At 65.0% G+C, this 17532-nt stretch carries 16 protein-coding genes; 4 read left to right on the plus strand and 12 right to left on the minus strand.

The genetic code is table 11. The features are described from left to right. Nucleotides 1–15 precede the first annotated feature (15 nt). The 7 genes from NTU39_RS01835 to NTU39_RS01865 all read right to left on the minus strand — a co-directional run bounded on the left by NTU39_RS01835 (nucleotide 16) and on the right by NTU39_RS01865 (nucleotide 7010). Nucleotides 16–858 carry an urease accessory protein UreD gene (locus tag NTU39_RS01835; protein WP_150663962.1) on the minus strand — a complete coding sequence of 281 codons (843 nt, stop codon included), beginning with the start codon at nucleotides 856–858 and terminating at the stop codon, nucleotides 16–18. Beyond that, nucleotides 858–1559: an urea ABC transporter ATP-binding subunit UrtE gene (urtE, locus tag NTU39_RS01840; RefSeq protein WP_257959065.1), complete on the minus strand. Its 702-nt coding sequence runs from the start codon at nucleotides 1557–1559 to the stop codon at nucleotides 858–860. Before urtE ends, NTU39_RS01835 begins: the two co-directional genes overlap by 1 nt. Before the next feature lie 2 nt (nucleotides 1560–1561). After that, nucleotides 1562–2428, minus strand: coding sequence for an urea ABC transporter ATP-binding protein UrtD (urtD, locus tag NTU39_RS01845; RefSeq protein ID WP_150663963.1), 867 nt, complete (start codon nucleotides 2426–2428; stop codon nucleotides 1562–1564). Next, complete coding sequence (gene urtC, locus NTU39_RS01850) at nucleotides 2425–3627, minus strand: urea ABC transporter permease subunit UrtC (protein ID WP_150663964.1); 1203 nt, start codon at nucleotides 3625–3627, stop codon at nucleotides 2425–2427. The genes urtD and urtC overlap by 4 nt, the downstream gene beginning before the upstream one ends. After that, a complete protein-coding gene (urtB, locus tag NTU39_RS01855) occupies nucleotides 3628–5250 on the minus strand; it encodes an urea ABC transporter permease subunit UrtB (RefSeq protein WP_257959066.1) in 1623 nt (540 codons plus the stop codon). It lies immediately after the preceding gene. A 63-nt stretch (nucleotides 5251–5313) separates the two neighbouring features. Further along, a complete protein-coding gene (urtA, locus tag NTU39_RS01860) occupies nucleotides 5314–6510 on the minus strand; it encodes an urea ABC transporter substrate-binding protein (protein WP_373275386.1) in 1197 nt (398 codons plus the stop codon). 287 nt (nucleotides 6511–6797) lie between these two features. Next, nucleotides 6798–7010: a DUF1059 domain-containing protein gene (locus NTU39_RS01865; protein WP_257959067.1), complete on the minus strand. Its 213-nt coding sequence runs from the start codon at nucleotides 7008–7010 to the stop codon at nucleotides 6798–6800. Nucleotides 7011–7314: 304 nt separating this feature from the next. Here NTU39_RS01865 and NTU39_RS01870 point away from each other — a divergent pair, with 304 nt between their 5' ends. Both NTU39_RS01870 and NTU39_RS01875 read left to right on the plus strand, forming a co-directional pair. After that, complete coding sequence (locus NTU39_RS01870; RefSeq protein WP_150663968.1) at nucleotides 7315–8586, plus strand: MFS transporter; 1272 nt, start codon at nucleotides 7315–7317, stop codon at nucleotides 8584–8586. Between the two features lie 19 nt (nucleotides 8587–8605). Continuing rightward, entirely contained in the window at nucleotides 8606–9592 is a 987-nt protein-coding gene (locus NTU39_RS01875; RefSeq protein ID WP_150663969.1) for a GlxA family transcriptional regulator, read from the plus strand. An 18-nt stretch (nucleotides 9593–9610) separates the two neighbouring features. Here the strand turns inward: NTU39_RS01875 and NTU39_RS01880 are convergent, their stop codons facing one another. Further along, nucleotides 9611–11059, minus strand: coding sequence for an aminotransferase-like domain-containing protein (locus NTU39_RS01880; protein ID WP_257959069.1), 1449 nt, complete (start codon nucleotides 11057–11059; stop codon nucleotides 9611–9613). A gap of 329 nt (nucleotides 11060–11388) precedes the next feature. On the opposite strand from NTU39_RS01880, the gene aptA reads away from it, so the two are divergent. Further along, nucleotides 11389–12717, plus strand: a complete 1329-nt coding sequence (gene aptA / locus NTU39_RS01885) for an omega-aminotransferase AptA (protein ID WP_150663971.1) — start codon at nucleotides 11389–11391, stop codon at nucleotides 12715–12717. Nucleotides 12718–12766: 49 nt separating this feature from the next. Next, a complete protein-coding gene (locus tag NTU39_RS01890) occupies nucleotides 12767–14293 on the plus strand; it encodes a CoA-acylating methylmalonate-semialdehyde dehydrogenase (protein ID WP_257959070.1) in 1527 nt (508 codons plus the stop codon). A gap of 88 nt (nucleotides 14294–14381) precedes the next feature. On the opposite strand, the gene pxpA is transcribed toward NTU39_RS01890, so the two are convergent. Genes pxpA through NTU39_RS01910 form a run of 4 tightly spaced genes read right to left on the minus strand, consistent with a single transcriptional unit; the run spans nucleotide 14382 to nucleotide 17512 of the window. Then, nucleotides 14382–15122: a 5-oxoprolinase subunit PxpA gene (pxpA, locus tag NTU39_RS01895; RefSeq protein ID WP_174984601.1), complete on the minus strand. Its 741-nt coding sequence runs from the start codon at nucleotides 15120–15122 to the stop codon at nucleotides 14382–14384. Nucleotides 15123–15173: 51 nt separating this feature from the next. Beyond that, entirely contained in the window at nucleotides 15174–16187 is a 1014-nt protein-coding gene (locus NTU39_RS01900; RefSeq protein WP_150663974.1) for a 5-oxoprolinase subunit C family protein, read from the minus strand. After that, nucleotides 16184–16846, minus strand: a complete 663-nt coding sequence (gene pxpB, locus NTU39_RS01905) for a 5-oxoprolinase subunit PxpB (protein ID WP_150663975.1) — start codon at nucleotides 16844–16846, stop codon at nucleotides 16184–16186. The genes NTU39_RS01900 and pxpB overlap by 4 nt, the downstream gene beginning before the upstream one ends. 3 nt (nucleotides 16847–16849) lie before the next feature. Further along, nucleotides 16850–17512, minus strand: a complete 663-nt coding sequence (locus NTU39_RS01910) for a 5-formyltetrahydrofolate cyclo-ligase (RefSeq protein ID WP_150663976.1) — start codon at nucleotides 17510–17512, stop codon at nucleotides 16850–16852. Nucleotides 17513–17532: the final 20 nt, after the last annotated feature.

The raw sequence follows: 17532 nt of genomic DNA on the forward strand, positions 1-17532 counted from the left end.
GTGCGTGTAGCGGCCTCACGTCGCCCAGATTCGAAGCGGCTCGGCCGGTGCCCCATGCACGATCGGGCGCAGCTTGAGCCAATGCGCGATCAGCAGTTGGCGCACCGCCTCCATTTCGCGGCCGAGCACGCGCAAGACGAGGACGTTGCCGGGCAGGCACGTGATACCGGCACGGATGTCCTCGCTGAACGGCAGTCCCTCGGCCAGGGACTCGGCCAACTCGCGCGTACACGCCGGTCCGACCGCCCAGAGCGCCGCGAAGACGGGGAAGCTTGCAAGGCCGGTCGCGCCGGTGCGCTGTGGATCGTCCGCCCCGAGTACCGCCTGCTCCGCCCACAGCAGACGATCCTGCGCGTCGCGCAGTGCGAAGTTCGAACGCCAGCGGCCTTGTGTCCACTGCTCACCTGCCGCCTGACGGCCGAGCAGCGTCGCGTCCCAGCCGATGACGGTCGCGTTCTCGCCAAGACGCACGGTCACGCGCTGACGCGCATCCGCATGCTCGAACACGATGTTCTCCAGCGGCAGCCAGTCGAGCTTCGCGCCGTCGTGCACCGTCAGCGTAATGTCCTGCGTGCCGAAGCGGCCTTGCGACTTGTACCACTTCGTCGCACCGGGCGTCGTCAGCACGGCATGGCTATCACGACCGACGTCGATATCGATGGACAACGCGTCGCCGCCCGCGATGCCGCCGGGCGGATGCACGACGACCGCATGGCAGATGCCGGGGCCTTCCGGATGTAACGACTTCTGTACGACGAGCGGTCCCTGATGTCGGCGCGTTGCGAGCACCGTGCGGGCGTCATGGCGCTCGAAGCCGAGCGTCAGCTCGGCGTGCCAGCCGGTTTCCGTCGACGCCATCACACCGCCACCATGTGCCGCACGCCGTCGGCTTCCATGTCCTTGCCCAGCCCGCTTGAGACGATGGCGCCGCGGCTCATTACGCGATAGTGGTCAGCGAGTTCGAGCGCGAAGTCGTAGTACTGCTCGACGAGCAACACCGTCATGCCGCGCTCGTCCACCAGACGTCGCAGCGTGCGACCGATGTCCTTGATGATCGACGGTTGAATGCCTTCCGTCGGTTCGTCCAGAATCAGCAGTTGCGGGTCGCTCATGAGCGCGCGCCCGATGGCGAGTTGCTGCTGCTGTCCGCCGGACAGGTCGCCGCCGCGCCGCTGCTTCATGTCGCGTAGCACGGGGAACAACTCGTAGATGTCGTCCGGCACGCCGCGCTTCGCCTCGCGCGACGGGCGGCTCGCGGCACCGATCAGCAGATTCTCTTCGACGGTGAGACGCGGAAAGATCTCGCGACCTTGCGGCACGTACGCCATGCCGCTCGATACGCGCGCATAGGACGGGGCCGACGTCAGCGTCTTGCCGCGCCACGCGATGCTGCCCGACTTCACCGGCACCACGCCCATGAGGCATTTGAGGAGCGTGGTCTTGCCCACGCCGTTACGCCCCAACAGCACGGTGAGTTGCGCGTCGGGCACCGTGAACTCCACGTTGCGCAGGATGTGACTGCCGCTGTAGAACTGATTGAGTGCGTGAATTTCCAGCATGGTCAGCGTCCCAGATACGATTCGATCACGCGCTCGTCGCGTTGCACTGCGTCGAGCGTGCCTTCGGCGAGCACCCGGCCTTCGGCCATCACGGTGACGAGACCGGTCTCCCCCGCGAGCGCGGCGACGAACGCCATGTCGTGCTCGACCACCATCATCGAGCAATGCCCGCGCAGACGGTTGAGCAACTCGGCCAGTTGCGCCGTCTCTTCGTCGGTCATGCCAGCGGCCGGTTCGTCGAGCAGCAACAACTGCGGCTGCTGCATCAGCAACATGCCGATCTCCAGTCGCTGCTTTTGCCCGTGCGACAACTGCCCCGCACGCACATGCGCCTGATGTTCCAGGTGCGTGAGCGCCAGCACTTCCTCGACACGACGTTTGATGGTCGGCGTCAGCACGGCCCACAGCGCACGGAACCAGCGCTTATCCCCCGCACACGCGAGTTCGAGATTTTCCCAGACGCTGTGATGCTCGAACACCGTCGGCTTCTGAAACTTGCGCCCGACGCCCGCCTGCGCGATGGCCGGTTCGTCCAGACGCGTGAGGTCGAGCGTCTGACCGAGGAAGGCGCGTCCCGAGTCGGGGCGCGTCTTACCCGTGATTACGTCCATCATCGTCGTCTTGCCTGCGCCGTTGGGGCCGATGATGCAGCGCAGTTCGTTGGTCTTGATCGATAGCGACAGATCGTTCAGCGCGCGAAAGCCGTCGAACGAAACGCAGATGTTCTCCAAATAGAGGATGAGGCCGTGCGACGTGTCGATTTCGCCGGGCACCACGAGGTGCGACATGCCCGTCGCGTCGCCACTGACCGAGACGGAAGCCTCCGGCGCATCGGCCTGTTGCCAGCTGATGTCGTAGTCGGGTCTCATGCGCGGTCTCCGGAAACGGAATGGGGTACGTCGCCTTCCGCAGCGATAGGGGCGTGGCGGTCGCGCTTACGCGTGAGTTGCGTGACCAGACCCATCACGCCCTGCGGCAGCAGCAGCGGCACCAGCACGAACATCGCGCCGAGGAAGAACAGCCAGTATTCGGCGAAGTAGGCGGTGAAGAAGCTCTTCGCGCCGTTGACGATGAACGCACCGGCAATCGCACCGACGAGCGAGCCGCGTCCGCCGATGGCGACCCAGATCGCCATTTCGATGGAGTTGACCGGGGCCATCTCGCTCGGGTTGATGATGCCGACCTGCGGCACATAGAGCGCACCGGCAATGCCGCACAGCATGGCCGACAGCGTCCAGACGAACAACTTGTAGCTGAGCGGTCGATAGCCGAGGAACATGGCGCGGGACTCGCCGTCGCGAATCGCGGTGACGACGCGTCCGAACTTCGACACCACCAGTGCGCGGCACAACAGGAACGCGCCGACCAGCACAGCGAACGTCACCAGAAACAGCACCGTACGCGTGTTCGCCGAGGTGATCGAGTAGCCCAGAATGCGCTTGAAATCGGTAAAGCCATTGTTACCGCCGAAGCCGGTCTCGTTGCGATAGAACAGCAGCATGGCGGCGAACGTGAGCGCTTGCGTGATGATCGACAGATAGACGCCCTTCACGCGCGAGCGGAACGCCAGATATCCGAAGAGCCACGCGACCACACCCGGCAGCGCCACGACGAGGAACATCGCCCAGGCGAAGTGCTCGGTGCCGGTCCAGTACCAGGGCAGTTCTTTCCAGTCGAGGAACACCATGAAGTCGGGCAGATCGCTGTGATACACGCCGTCGCGACCGATTCCGCGCATGAGGTACATCCCCATCGCATAGCCGCCAAGCGCGAAGAACAGGCCGTGACCGAGGCTCAGAATGCCGCAGTACCCCCACACGAGATCGAGCGCCAGCGCGGCAATCGCGTAGCACATGATCTTGCCGACGAGCGTCATGGCGTATGCCGATAGATGCAACGGATGTGTGGCGGGCAACACCAGCGCACACACCGGCACGATCACCATCACCGCCAGCACGAACGCCAGCAGCACCGGGGCGACGTGTTTCGGCAGCAGACGGGCGCGCGCGGGCACGTCCAGTGGCATCGTCGGGGCGACACCTTCGGGAAGAAAGTTCGACGTCTGCATTCAGGCCTCCGCACTGCGCCCTTTGAGCGCAAACATGCCCTGCGGGCGTTTCTGGATGAACAGCACGATCAGGATCAGCACGGCGATCTTCGCAAGCACTGCGCCCCACACGGGTTCGAGCAGCTTGTTGGCGATGCCCAGACCGAATGCGCCGACGATCGTCCCCGCGAGTTGGCCCACGCCGCCCAGCACCACGGCCATGAACGAATCGATGATGTAGCTCTGACCGAGGTCCGGGCCGACGTTACCGATCTGCGAGAGGGCGCAGCCGCCGAGACCGGCGATGCCTGCGCCGAAAGCGAAGGCGTAGCTGTCGACGCGTCCCGTCTTCACGCCGACGCACGCCGCCATCGAGCGGTTCTGCGTCACGGCGCGAATGAATAGACCGAGGCGCGTGAGATTGAGCACCGACCACGTGAGCGCCACCACGACCAGCGCGAACACCAGAATCACGATGCGGTTGTACGGCAGCATCAGATTCGGCAGTACGGCGACGCCGCCACTCATCCACGACGGATTGATGACTTCGACGTTCTGCGCGCCGAACAGCGTGCGCACCGCCTGAATCAGGAGCAGGCTGATACCGAACGTGGTGAGCAGCGTCTCCAGCGGACGTCCGTACAAATGCTTGATGACGGTGCGCTCCAGCACGAAACCGAGCGCGGCGGCCACGACGAACGCGGCGGGCACGGCGGCGACGAGATAGAAGTCGAACGCCCCCGGCAGGAAGCGCTGGAACAACGTTTGCACGACGTAGGTGGCATACGCGCCGACCATCAGAAACTCGCCGTGCGCCATGTTGATGACGCCGATCAGGCCGTAGGTAATCGCCAGCCCGAGTGCCGCGAGCAACAGCACGCTGCCGAGCGACAGACCGGCGAACACCGTCCCGAAGAACTCGCTGCGGCGCTGTGCGGCGGCCAGTTGCGTGAGCGCGATGTCGGCGGCGCTGCGCACGGTGGCGTCGGGCTCGGCGTAGGTGCCGTCGGCCTGCTTGGCGACGATGGGCAGCAGCAGATCGCGCATCTGCGGATCGCCCGCAGAGGCAATCAGATCGATGGCTTCACGGCGCTTCTTCGGATCGGTGTCGTGCAGCGCCGACTGCGCCCAGAGCTGATCGAGACGTTTGCGCAACGCAGGATCGGTTTCCTTCTGGCGCGCTTGTTCGATCAGCGTCTTGAACGCGGGCGACGGGTTCTGCAACATCGTGTCGATGGCTTGCGCACGCGCGTCGCGATCGGTCGACAGCAGCGTACCGGCGGCGGCGGCCGTCGCAACCTTTGCGCGCAGCACGTTGTTCAGCGTGAGCGACCCGGCGTCATCGGCTTTGACCGGCGCACCCGTGATCGGGTCGACGTACTTGTCGTCCTTCTGAATCGCGAGGCGCTCGCCCACGGTCACGGCCGAGTCGTCGGCGAGTGCCTTGAGGAGTGCGGCCGCCTGCGGCGAACCGTCGGCGGCGAGGTGATCGATGGCTTGTGCCTTGGCGTCGAAGTCGTCGCCCGCGAGGGCGGTGAGGTCGGCGTCGGTGACGGCGGCACGGGCGGGGTGGGAGATTGTCAGCGCAGCGCCCAGCGAAAGCAGGACAAGGGCGGCAGCGGTCCAGCGTCTTATCGTTATCATGCGAAACCTCTGCATGCGCCGGAAGCGCGGTGTGCGGCTCCGGCGCAAGGAATGGAAGGAAGATCAGACCTTGTCGGGCTTGCCTTCGTTACCCGCGATGAACGGGCTCCACGGCTGGGCACGCACCGGCGCCTTCGTCTTCCACACCACGTTGAACTGACCGTCCGGGCGGATTTCGCCGATCATCACCGGCTTGTGCAGGTGGTGATTGCCGTCCATGACCATGTCGAAGCCGTCCGGCGACTTGAACGATTGACCGATCATGGCGGTGCGAACCTTGTCGACGTCCACGCTGCCCGCCTTCTCGACGGCCTGCTTCCACATATGCATGCCCACGAAGGTGGCTTCCATCGGGTCGTTCGTCACGCGCTTGTCGCCGCCGGGCAGACCCTTGGCCTTCACGTAGGCAAACCATTCCTTCTTGAACGCTTCGTTGGTCGGGTTCTTGACCGACATGAAGTAGTTCCATGCGGCCAGATGCCCCACGAGCGGCTTGGTGTCGATGCCGCGCAGTTCCTCTTCGCCGACCGAGAACGCCACGACCGGCACGTCCGTTGCCTTGATGCCCTGATTGCCGAGTTCCTTGTAGAACGGCACGTTCGAATCGCCGTTGATCGTGGAGATGACGGTGGTCTTGCCGCCCTGAGCAAACTGTTTGATGTTGGCGACGATGGTCTGGTAGTCGCTGTGGCCGAACGGCGTGTAGACCTCCTGAATGTCCTTGTCGGCGACGCCCTTCGAGTGCAGGAAGGCGCGCAGGATCTTGTTGGTCGTGCGCGGATAGACGTAATCGGTGCCGAGCAGGAAGAAGCGCTTGGCGCTGCCGCCTTCCTTGCTCATCACGTATTCCACAGCGGGGATCGCCTGCTGATTCGGTGCAGCGCCCGTGTAGAAGACGTTCTTCGACATCTCTTCGCCTTCGTACTGCACCGGGTAGTAGAGCAGACCGTTGAGTTCTTCGAAGACGGGCAGCACCGACTTGCGCGACACCGACGTCCAGCAGCCGAATACGGCGGCGACTTTGTCCTTGGTGAGCAACTGACGAGCTTTCTCGGCGAAGAGCGGCCAGTTCGAGGCGGGGTCGACGACCACGGCTTCGAGCGGTCGGCCCATCACGCCGCCTTTGGCGTTGATGTCGGCAATGGTCATGAGGGCGACGTCCTTGAGCGACGTCTCCGAGATGGCCATCGTGCCCGAGAGCGAATGCAGGATACCGATCTTGATGGGCTGCTTGCTTTGCGCGAACAAGTTGGGCGCCATGCCGGTGAGCGATGCGGCGCCCGAGAGGGCCGCCATCTGGAGTAGCGTGCGTCGTTTCATGGTACGTCTTCCCCTTTCCTGGTTAGACCGGTCGATCCGGTATAGGGGGAATTAACGCAAGGGTCGTGCCAGCGTGCTGCCATTAGGGGCGCAAGGCGTGTCGACGGGGGCGGGGGGATGGATTTTCAGGAAGCCCGCTATGGGCGCGAGACACGGTGGTGCGACGGCGCGCCGTATTGGTGCGCACCGACTTGGCGCGCGAACCTGTCCGTTCGCGCGTGAGAGGGTCAGGCTTTGCGCGGCGAATCTAAGGGCGGTGTGCCGTCATGAAAGAGGGATGTCAGAAGCGAACGCAGTTCCGCCGAATCGGTGTGCTTGTGGACCGTGACCGCGTGCTGCACGGCCGCCTCCAGCAATTCGTTTTCGGAGTCTGCGCAAAGCGCGACCGAACAGTTCATTTCGCTGGGGAATTCCCGGCAATCGATGAATTTGCGAGCCATGATGCTCTCCTCGCACAAACAGACAGATGACGCATGCATGAACCACAGCGAGCGATGAACGCCACGCGAAGTGGTTCAAAAAGTATAGGCCGCAGGGGATGAGGCGACGGTAACGAGACGGGTTTCCCCAGGGGGTAGTCACGCGCCAGGTGCGCACCTTAGATCGAGGTGCGGGAATGCCCCCACCGGGGGGTGTCCGACATGCCGCTCTGGCATTTTTTGATGCATGATTGGCATTCGTGCCAAATTGGCTGACGGCAAGATGACGGCGTCCGAAGACTTCTCACCGACTCGACATCACACCATGACCGATACCGTTGCCGGGCGCACCGCGCCACCTTCCGAACCCGCCGGGCATCAGCGCCGTCGACTGGGCCGACGCTATGCCGCCGTCCTCGCGGCCTGTCAGGCGCTCTACACGGCGGCGTTGTCGGTCGACCTCACGCTGACCGGCCTCGTCGGCTACATGCTGGCGTCCGACAAGGGGTATGCGACGCTGCCGTTCTCGCTCATTACCGTCGCTTCGGCAATTACAACGATCTTCGCGTCGATGCTGATCCAGCGCTTCGGCCAGCGGCTCGGCTTCGCGCTGGGCGCGCTGTTTGGCACTGTGGGCGGTCTGGTGTCGGTGATGGCGATTTACGAGAAGCACTTCGCGATGTTCTGCGCGGGGACGGCATGTGTGGGCGTGTTTCAGGCGTTTGCGCGTTACTACCGGCTTGCGGCGGCGGATGTCGTGCCCGTCGAAGACAAGCCGCGCGCCATCTCCGTCGTACTCACGGGCGGCGTGCTGGCGGCCGTGATCGGACCGGCGCTCGCGGCGGGCAGCAAGGACTGGCTCGCGCCGGTGACGTTCGCCGGTTCGTATCTCGTCGTGACGATCCTCTCGGGCATCTCGTTGCTGCTGCTCGTCGGCTTTCTGCGTGACTTGCCGGTGCACGCAGCGGGTGGGGCGGCGGGCGGTGCGACGGAGCTTCCGGCGCGTCCGCTGGGCGAGATCATGCGCCAGCCGATTTACGTCGCGGCGCTCGCGAACAATCTGATCGGCTTCATGGTGATGATGTTCGTGATGACGGCGACGCCGATTGCAGCAGTCGCGTGCGGTCACAGCATCGACGATGGCGCACACATCATCGAGTGGCATCTGGTCGGCATGTACGCGCCGTCGTTCTTCTCCGGTCATCTCGTGAAGCGTTGGGGTGTGGTGCCGGTGCTGCTGCTCGGCATCGGCATGTCGGCGCTGTGCGGTGTGCTCGCGCTGATGTCGACGAGTCTGGCGTACTTCTATGCGGCGCTGGCGTTTCTTGGCGTCGGCTGGAACTTCATGTTCGTGGGCGGAACGACGTTGCTCACGATGTCGTACCGTCCGGCCGAGCGTGCACGCGCGCAGGCCGCGAACGAATTCATCACCTTTGCGGGTACTGCGCTGGCGAGTCTTTTTGCCGGGCAATTGCTGGCGCGTTTCGGCTGGGCCACGATCAATCAGGCGACGTTCCCTTTACTGACGATCGCGGCGCTGGCGACCGTGTGGTACGCCGTCGATGCGAAGCGTCGTCCGGCGCACGCGACGGCTTGATATCGACTGACCGTTCACCATGAGCCAACCTCGTCTCGTCGCGTTTCTTCTCGTGCCGCCGTTCGTTCTGCTGGATCTGGCGGGGCCGCTCGACGCGTTTCACGCCGTCGTCCGCAACTTCACGGAGCTGGGGCAGGAAGCACCGTACAAGACCATCGTTGTGTCGGAGCATGGCGGCCCGGTGGAGACGGGGTCGGGTATCACGTTGCACACAGAGCCGATGCGGGCGCTGGATGCGATGCAAGTCGACACGCTGATCGCGGTGGGCGGTGCGGTGGCGCATCGTCCGGCGGTGCCGGGGCCGGTGGGTGAATGGTTGCGTGGCTACGCACCGCGTGTGAGGCGCGTGTGTTCGGTGTGCGTGGGAGCGTTCGTGCTTGCGTCGGCGGGGCTGCTCAATGGGCGGCGCGCCACGACGCACTGGCTGGACACGGCGATGTTGCAGGCGTGCTATCCGGAGGTGCTGGTCGAGTCCGATCCGATCTACGTGCGTGCAGACCCGGTGTGGACGTCGGCCGGGATCACGGCGGGCATCGATCTCGGGCTGGCGCTGATCGAAGACGATTGCGGCGTGGATGTCGCGTTGCAGGCGGCGCGTCGGCTGGTGGTGTTTCTCAAGCGTGCAGGCGGGCAGTCGCAGTTCAGTCCGCCGTTACAGGAGCAGGTCGCGGCGGGCGCGCCGTTCGGCGATTTGCATGCGTGGATGTCGGAGCGGCTGGACGGCGATCTGTCGGTGATGCGGTTGGCGGAGCAGGCGAACATGAGTCCGAGAACGTTCGCGCGCAGCTATCTCGCGCGCACGGGGTCGACACCTGCGAAGGCGGTGGAGCGCATGCGTCTGGAAGCGGCGCGTTTCGCGTTGCTCGATTCGGATGCGTCGCTCAAACGCATCGCCGCGCGCGTGGGCTTCGGCGACGAACAGAATCTGCGCCGCGCGTTTCAACGTCAGTACGGCGTGACGCCGGTAGCGTATCGGGAGCGGTTTGGGGTGGGGTTTGAGGCGTAGGGATCCGCCCTGCGCTAATCAAGCCGCCAACTTCCCCGCCGCCGCCTTATCCAGAAACCGGAACAGACGTGCGTCGTCCGAGTATGCGACGTTGAAGCGGAACCAGTGGCAGGGTTCGTTGTGGGCGAGGAAGAACTCGCCCGGGGCGAGCATGATGCTCTCCAGTAGCGCCGCTTCTGCCAACTCGCGGGCGGGTTGGGTGGCGTCCGGCAAGCTGCCGCACACGAACATGCCGCCTTCCGGCTGCGCTAGCAGCGTCACGCCGTGCGATTGCAATTGGGTGATGAGACGTGCACGGGAGCGCGTCAGTCGATCCGACAGACGTTCGATGTGCTTACGGTGGCGTCCTTCGGTCAGGATCGCGTGCACGATGCGCTCGTTGATCTCGGACGACGTCAGCCCTGCGACCATTTTGCTGCGCGCGATCTCATGTGCCAGATCGCGCGAACACGCCAGATACCCCACCCGCACCGACGGTGAGATCGTCTTCGAAAAACTGGAAACGTAAATCACGCGCGACAACCCGTCCATCGCCGCCAATGACGGTGTGCCTGCGGGCGCAAGCTCACGATAGATATCGTCCTCGACGATCCAGAAACCATGCTGCTCGGCGCACTGCAAGATGCGATGCGCCGACGCCGGTGTGAGCGACGTACCCAACGGGTTCTGCAACGCCGGATTCACGAACAGCGCGCGCGGGCGATGCGTCTGCGCCGCCTGCTCCAGCGCCGCGAGGTCCAGCCCGGCTTCCGTGCGGGGGATGCCCACGACGTTCAGTCCCGCCAGACGCAACACCGCCAGCAGATTGCAGTACGCGGGGGCTTCGACCAGCACCGTGTCGCCCGGCTTGAGCAATGTGCGCACCACGAGATCCAATGCCTGCGTTGCGCCATGCGTGAGCACGATCTGCTCGGGCGGCGCTTCAATGGACAACTCACCAAGGCGGCGCGCGAGCCACTGACGCAACGGTCCATAACCGTGCGGATGCCCGTAGTGCGCGAAATGCGCGCCCGGTCCCTTCGACAGCGAACGCAGCGCGCCATGCAGACCGTCCTCGTCGAGCCAGCTGTCGGGCAACCAGCCGCAACCGCTTTTCACCGCGATGGAGTCGTCCGCGAAGATCTCCGAGAGCAACCAGGCGTTGGTGACTTCGCTCGCGGCGGCCCCCATCGACAGACTCCCGCCGGGAGTGGACGAACCGGCCTCGCGCGCGTCTGCCGCACCCGCCACGAAGAACCCCGCGCCGCGCCGGGCCACGAGCGTGCCGTGTGCGACGAGACGGTCGTACGCCTCCACCACCGTGAACGTGCTGATGCCGTGCGCCTTCGCCAGCGACCGGATCGACGGCATGCGCATGCCCGCGTGCAACGTCTGACGCTGCAACGCCCGCTCGACCTCCCGCACGATCTGGTCGACGAGGGCTTCGGGTTGCGCGCGGTTCAGGGTAAAGGCGAGCGGCTGGACCATGGTTTGACGAAAGTACGGGTAAGGATGGTGAGCGAGCGTGCGGATTACGCACTCCGTCGAACACTCAATCTGCGGTGTACGGGTAAATCCCGAGCGGTATCACATTCGGCCCCGGCCCACGTGGTGCGGGGCGGGCGGGTGTCCGCTCCATCGGCTGTTGCCAATACAGTTGAGGCAATTGACCGATACAGAATAACCATTTTCCGGGTGACTGTACATGTCTGTACCGGTTCGCCTCTCGTAGCATCCATTCCATCCACCCGTGGAGCGGCTTCGCGTCGCCAACCCGGGACCTCCTGATCGTGACATGCCCCTGGGGAGACCCCGCGATGAACATGAAAGACCTGAATCTCGATATGACGGCGTTCTGGATGCCGTTCACCAACAACCGTCAGTTCAAGAGCTCGCCGCGCCTGTTGGTCAAGGCCGAAGGCATGCACTACACGTCGTCGGACAATCGTCAGATTCTCGACGGCACCGCCGGTCTCTGGTGCGTGAACGCTGGTCACTGCCGCACGGAGATCGTCGAAGCGATCCGTCAGCAGGCCGGTGAGATGGACTTTGCACCGACGTTCCAGATGGGACACCCGAAGGCGTTCGAAGCGGCCGCCAAGATTGCCGAGATCACGCCGCAGGGTCTCGACCGCGTGTTCTTCACGAACTCGGGGTCGGAGTCGGTCGACACCGCACTCAAGATCGCGCTCGCCTATCACCGCGCACGCGGCGAAGGCCAGCGTACGCGCCTCATCGGTCGTGAGCGCGGCTATCACGGCGTGGGCTTCGGCGGCATCTCGGTCGGCGGCATCTCGCCGAACCGCAAGGCGTACTCCGGCCAACTGCTGCCTGCCGTCGACCATCTCCCGCACACGCTCAACATCAAGGAAGCCGCCTTCACCAAGGGGCAGCCGACGTGGGGCGCGCATCTGGCCGACGAACTGGAGCGCATCGTCACGCTGCATGACGCGTCGACCATCGCTGCCGTGATCGTCGAGCCGCTGGCCGGTTCCACCGGTGTGCTGGTGCCGCCGCAAGGCTATCTGCAAAAGCTGCGCGAGATCTGCGACAAGCACGGCATTCTGCTGATTTTCGACGAAGTCATCACCGGCCTTGGCCGCCTCGGCAAGCCGTTCGCCGCGCAGTACTTCGGCGTGACGCCGGATATCATCACGATGGCCAAGGGCGTGAACAACGCGGCCGTGCCGATGGGCGCCGTCGCTGTGAAGACGTCTGTGCACGACACCATCGTCGACGCCGGTAACACGGGCGCCATCGAGTTCTTCCACGGCTACACCTACTCGGGGCACCCGCTGGCGGCCGCTGCTGCCTGCGCTGCACTCGACGTCTATAAGAACGACGGCCTGTTCGAGCGCGCCGCCAAGCTCGCCCCGCACTTCGAAAAATCGATCCACGGTCTGCGCGACCTGCCGAACGTCGTCGACATTCGTAACCTCGGCATGGTCGGCGGCATCGAACTGTCGACGCGCGACGGCAAGCCCGGCGCCCGTGCGCACGAGATCTTCGTCAAGTGTTTCGAGAAGGGCGCGCTGATCCGTTACACCGGCGACATCCTCGCGTTCTCGCCGCCGCTCATCATCAGCGAAGCGCAGATCGACGAGTTGTTCGGCATCGTCGCGGAAGCCATCCGCGAGACCGCATAAGCGGGCCCCCCGCAACACCTGAATTCACAAAGTATTTACGGAAATCGACATGAACCAACGAGTCAGCACCGAACGTATCGAGCATTGGATTGGCGGCGCAAGCGTCGCATCGGGTGAAGCCGAACTGCGCTTTGGCGAAGTGACGAACCCGGCGACCGGCGAAGTGATTCGTCAGGTGGCGCTGGGCGGTACGAAGGACGTCGCAACGGCTGTCGCCGCCGCGCGTGCTGCGCTTCCGGGCTGGCGCGCCACGCCGCCGATGAAGCGCGCTCGCGTGATGATGAAGTACCGCGAACTGCTTGAGACGAACCGCGAAGCGCTCGTGCAACTGATCACGCAGGAACACGGCAAGACGCTCGACGACGCCCGTGGCGAAGTCACGCGTGGCATCGAAGTGGTCGAGTTCGCCATCGGTATCCCGCATCTGCTCAAGGGCGAGATTGCACCGCAGGTCGGCACCGGCGTCGATACGTACTCGATCCATCAGCCGGTGGGTGTGTGCGCAGGCATCACCCCGTTCAACTTCCCGGCCATGGTGCCGCTGTGGATGTTCCCGATGGCTGTGGCGTGCGGCAACACGTTCGTGCTCAAGCCGTCGGAAAAGGTGCCGTCGGCGGCGCTGCTGCTGGTGCGTCTGGCCAAGGACGCCGGTCTGCCCGATGGCGTGCTGAACGTGGTGAACGGCGACAAGGCCGCGGTCGATGCGCTGCTTACGCACCCGGACGTGAACGCCGTGTCGTTCGTCGGCTCCACGCCGATTGCGCAATACATCTACAGCACGGCGTCGGCACACGGCAAGCGCGTGCAGGCGCTTGGCGGCGCGAAGAACCACGGCGTGGTCATGCCGGATGCCGATCTCGATTTCACCGTCGACGCACTGATCGGCGCTGCATACGGTTCTGCTGGCGAGCGCTGCATGGCGATCTCGGTGGCCGTTGCGGTGGGTGATGTGGCCGACCAGTTGGTGGCTCGTCTCGCACAAGCCGCGAAGGCGCTGCCGGTCGGCGATGGCACCGACCCCGTCGCGCAAATGGGACCGCTCATCACGCGTGTGCATTGCGACAAGGTGAAGGGCTTCGTCGATGCCGGTGTGGACGAAGGCGCGAAGCTCGTGGTGGACGGTCGAGGCCTGAAGGTCGCCCAGCGCGACGACGGCTTCTTCATCGGCCCGTGCCTGTTCGATAACGTCACGCCGGAAATGTCGATCTATCGCAACGAGATCTTCGGGCCGGTGCTGTCGGTCGTGCGTGTGAACACGCTGGAAGAGGCGATTGCGCTCATCAACCGCAATCCGTATGCGAACGGCACGGCAGTGTTCACGACGTCGGGTGGTGCTGCGCGTCGCTTTGAGGACGAAATCGAAGTCGGCATGGTCGGCGTGAACGTGCCGATTCCGGTGCCGGTCTCGTACTTCTCGTTCGGTGGCTGGCGCAATTCGCTGTTCGGCGATCAGCACATTTACGGGCCGGAGTCGGTGCGCTTCTACACGCGCTCGAAGGTGGTCACGCGTCGCTGGTCGGAGGGACGTCCGGCGAACGCCACGTCGTCGCTCGTCATGCCGACGCTCGGTCAGTAAGTCGTCAGCTTCAGCGCGATGCAAAAACGCCGTCCCGGGGCGCCCGGCGACGGCGTTTTTTAATCGTCGACGATGATCGTGTGAGCGATCAGCGCACCGGCGCGATCTCGATGCCTTCGTCCAGCAGGAAACTACGGATGCGCTGCGCGAATTCGAGCGCGTGTTCGCCGTCGCCATGCAGACAGACGGTCTGCGCCTGGATCGGGACGAGCGTGCCGTCGATGGCGCGCACGCGCTGCGCCTGCACCATCATTAGCGTTTGCGCGAGGGCGTCCTCTTCGCGCTCGATCAGCGCGCCGGGGGTGCCGCGTTTGACCAGCGAGCCGTCCGGGTTGTAGCCACGGTCGGCAAACACTTCCTCGACGGCTTGCATGCCCGCCGCGCGTGCCGCCTTCACCAGTTCGCCGCCCGCCAGACCGTAGACGGCGAGATCGGTGTCGAAAGCGCGAATCGCTTCGACCAGTGTTTCGGCCAGCGCGGGGTCGCGCGCCGCCTGATTGTAGAGTGCCCCGTGGGGCTTCACGTGCGTGAGCCAGCCGCCTTGCGCGCGCACCATCGCCGCGAGCGCGCCGATCTGATACAGCATTCCGGCACGGATTTCGTCGAGCGGTAGCTGCATTTCGGTGCGTCCGAAATTCTCGCGGTCGGGGAAGCTGGGATGTGCGCCGATGGCCACACCGTTCTCCAGCGCCCAGCGCACCACTTGCTGCATCGTGCCAGCATCGCCCGCATGCCAGCCGCACGCCACATTGGCCGAGCTGACCAGCGCGAGCAGCGCTTCGTCGTAATCGCAACCTTCTCCGAGGTCGACGTTCAGGTCGATCTTCATCATGCGTTCTCCTGCGGGGACAGCCTGTCCTGCGTGTTCAAGTCTGCGTATTCAAGTGCGTTTGCGCGTAATGGCCGGTACCTTCGGCGTACCCAGAATGCCGCGGTCGTGCCAGGCGAGTGCGCGTTCGATCTGGTCAAGATAGCGCAGTTGCTCACGCAACGCTTCACGTGCCTCGGCAGCGGTGCATTCCGAAAAGTAAAGCGTGCTGCCGAGCCGTGCCTGCCCGAGCCGCCAGAGGTCGGCCGTGATGACCGTGCCGATCTTCGGATAGCCGCCGGTCGTCTGCGCATCGGCCAGCAGAATGATCGGTTGGCCCGACGGCGGTACCTGAACCACACCCGGCAACACGCCGTGCGAGAGCAGGTCGTGCATGCGATTCTTCTTGCGCGCAAGCGGCTCCGGGCCGGACAGGCGATAACCCATGCGGTTGCTGTTGGGCGTGACCTGCCACGGGTTCTCCCAGAAGCTTTTGTGCGTGACGGACGTGAAGTCGTCGTATTCCGGGCCGGGCAACACGCGCACGCGGTGTGCGAGCGGGTCGGACAGCCACAGCGGCGGGCGCACGCCCAGCGGTTCGGCCTTGCGTGCGGCGGCGCTCGGGTGGCCGATGGCGATGCGGTCGCCGTCATGCAGCGCGCGACCCTCGAAGCCGCCGAAGCCACCGTTCAGATCGGTGCTGCGCGAGCCGAGCGTTTCGGGCACGTCGATGCCACCGGCCACGGCCAGATAGGTTCGCATGCCGAAGCGCGAGGGGCGCAACGTCAGCGTCTGGCCTTTTGCGACGGGGAAGCGCCACCACGACCATACGGGGGTGCCGTCGAGATCGGCGTGGCAGTCTGCGCCTGTCAGCGCCACGAGGGTGGCCGATGTGAAACGCATCGCGCACGTCCCCATCGTGATTTCGAGGGTGGCGGTGTTCTGGTCGTTGCCGACAAGCCGGTTGGCGACGGCGCAAGCGAGCGGGTCGAGGGCGCCGCCGCTGGCGACGCCGAATGCCCGCTGATGGGTTCGGCCCAGGTCCTGAACGGTGGTGAGCAGGCCGGCACGCTGGATGTCGATCACAGGTCGAGACTCGCGATAGTGAAGCGCACGCGGTCGCCCGGCGCCAGCAGGGCGGGGGGCGTCGCAGCAGGGTCGAACAGGGCGCTGGTGGCGTGGCCGATGATCTGCCAGCCGCCGGGCGATTTGAGCGGATAGATGCCGGTCTGATTGCCGCCGATGCCCACCGAACCGGCGGGCACGGACAACCGGGGCTCTGCGCGACGCGGCGCGGCAATCGAATCGTCCAATCCGCCCAGATAGGCGAAGCCCGGCTGGAAGCCGAGGAAGTAGACGATGTACTCCGGCGCAGTGTGGCGCTGCACGACCGTTTTCGGTTGCAGGCGCGCATGCTTGGCGACGTCTGCGAGATCCGGGCCGTGCTTGCCGCCGTAGTGGACGGGAATCTCGATGTCGCGTCCGACTTCTCCGGCGACCGGCTGCGTCTGCCAGGCCTCGCGCAACCGCTCGCTCAGCACGTCGATATCGGTGGCGAGCGGGTCGAAGAGCAGTGTGAGGTTGTTCATGCCGGGTACGACTTCACGCACGTCGGGCCAGTCGCGGGCCAGCGTCGCTACGTGCCAGACGCGGCGCTGCGTAGCGAGATTGGCCGAAGTGGGGCTGGTGCCCGCTTCACACACGAGCGCGCTGTCGCCGAGCGGCAGGATCTTGAGCGTTGTCATGAATTAGCGTGAGTTGCCGGGAGGGCGGGCGTAGGTGGCCGATTCCGTCACGATGACGTCGAGCGCCAGATCGTGCGCTTCGGCGTTGAGGTCCTGAACTTCGAGCAGGTCGTAGGCGACGCCGAGCGTTTGCGGGGCGGGCTTCATCGCGTGCAGGGTGCGGTCGTAGAAACCCCCGCCGTAGCCGAGACGCAGGCCGTCGCGCGTGAAGCCGACACAGGGCACCAGGAGCAGGTCGGGAACCAGCACTTCGGTGTCGCGCGGGACCGGAATGCGGTAGCGGCCTTCCATCATGGGCGTGTCGGGTGTCCAGCGATGGAAGACGAGCGGCGAGGCCGGGGCGGTGACGACCGGTAAGGCGGCGAATCTGGGCGTATCGGGCGACGCAGCGGCCAGCCATGCGGCGACGACGTCGCGCGCGTCGAATTCGTCCTGAATGGGCCAGTAAAAGCCGATGCAGCGCGGGGCGCAGTGCGAAAGTTCTTCGGCCAGCCGGGTGGCGAGTGCAGCGTCACGCCCGGCGCGTGCGTCGAGGGTGCTGCGGGCGTCGAGCAACGCGCGGCGCAACAGGGCTTTCGCGCGTGCGTTCTCAGACGTTGCGTCCGCCCCATTTCCAGACGTCTGGGCCGCCGATTGGGCGGGGTCCCGTGCTATGCTTGAATTCACTTTTTACCCGACGCTCCACG

The organism is Pandoraea commovens, assembly GCF_024704525.1.
In the GTDB taxonomy this organism is placed as follows: domain Bacteria; phylum Pseudomonadota; class Gammaproteobacteria; order Burkholderiales; family Burkholderiaceae; genus Pandoraea; species Pandoraea commovens.

Excerpts from the sequence above, each read along its gene's own strand:
- NTU39_RS01835 (WP_150663962.1), bottom strand. The coding sequence starts at position 858 with ATGGCGTCGACGGAAACCGGCTGGCACGCCGAGCTGACGCTCGGCTTC.
- urtE (WP_257959065.1), bottom strand. The coding sequence starts at position 1,559 with ATGCTGGAAATTCACGCACTCAATCAGTTCTACAGCGGCAGTCACATC.
- urtD (WP_150663963.1), bottom strand. The coding sequence starts at position 2,428 with ATGAGACCCGACTACGACATCAGCTGGCAACAGGCCGATGCGCCGGAG.
- urtC (WP_150663964.1), bottom strand. The coding sequence starts at position 3,627 with ATGCAGACGTCGAACTTTCTTCCCGAAGGTGTCGCCCCGACGATGCCA.
- urtB (WP_257959066.1), bottom strand. The coding sequence starts at position 5,250 with ATGATAACGATAAGACGCTGGACCGCTGCCGCCCTTGTCCTGCTTTCG.
- urtA (WP_373275386.1), bottom strand. The coding sequence starts at position 6,510 with ATGGCGCCCAACTTGTTCGCGCAAAGCAAGCAGCCCATCAAGATCGGT.
- NTU39_RS01865 (WP_257959067.1), bottom strand. The coding sequence starts at position 7,010 with ATGGCTCGCAAATTCATCGATTGCCGGGAATTCCCCAGCGAAATGAAC.
- NTU39_RS01870 (WP_150663968.1), top strand. The coding sequence starts at position 7,315 with ATGACCGATACCGTTGCCGGGCGCACCGCGCCACCTTCCGAACCCGCC.
- NTU39_RS01875 (WP_150663969.1), top strand. The coding sequence starts at position 8,606 with ATGAGCCAACCTCGTCTCGTCGCGTTTCTTCTCGTGCCGCCGTTCGTT.
- NTU39_RS01880 (WP_257959069.1), bottom strand. The coding sequence starts at position 11,059 with ATGGTCCAGCCGCTCGCCTTTACCCTGAACCGCGCGCAACCCGAAGCC.
- aptA (WP_150663971.1), top strand. The coding sequence starts at position 11,389 with ATGAACATGAAAGACCTGAATCTCGATATGACGGCGTTCTGGATGCCG.
- NTU39_RS01890 (WP_257959070.1), top strand. The coding sequence starts at position 12,767 with ATGAACCAACGAGTCAGCACCGAACGTATCGAGCATTGGATTGGCGGC.
- pxpA (WP_174984601.1), bottom strand. The coding sequence starts at position 15,122 with ATGAAGATCGACCTGAACGTCGACCTCGGAGAAGGTTGCGATTACGAC.
- pxpB (WP_150663975.1), bottom strand. The coding sequence starts at position 16,846 with ATGACAACGCTCAAGATCCTGCCGCTCGGCGACAGCGCGCTCGTGTGT.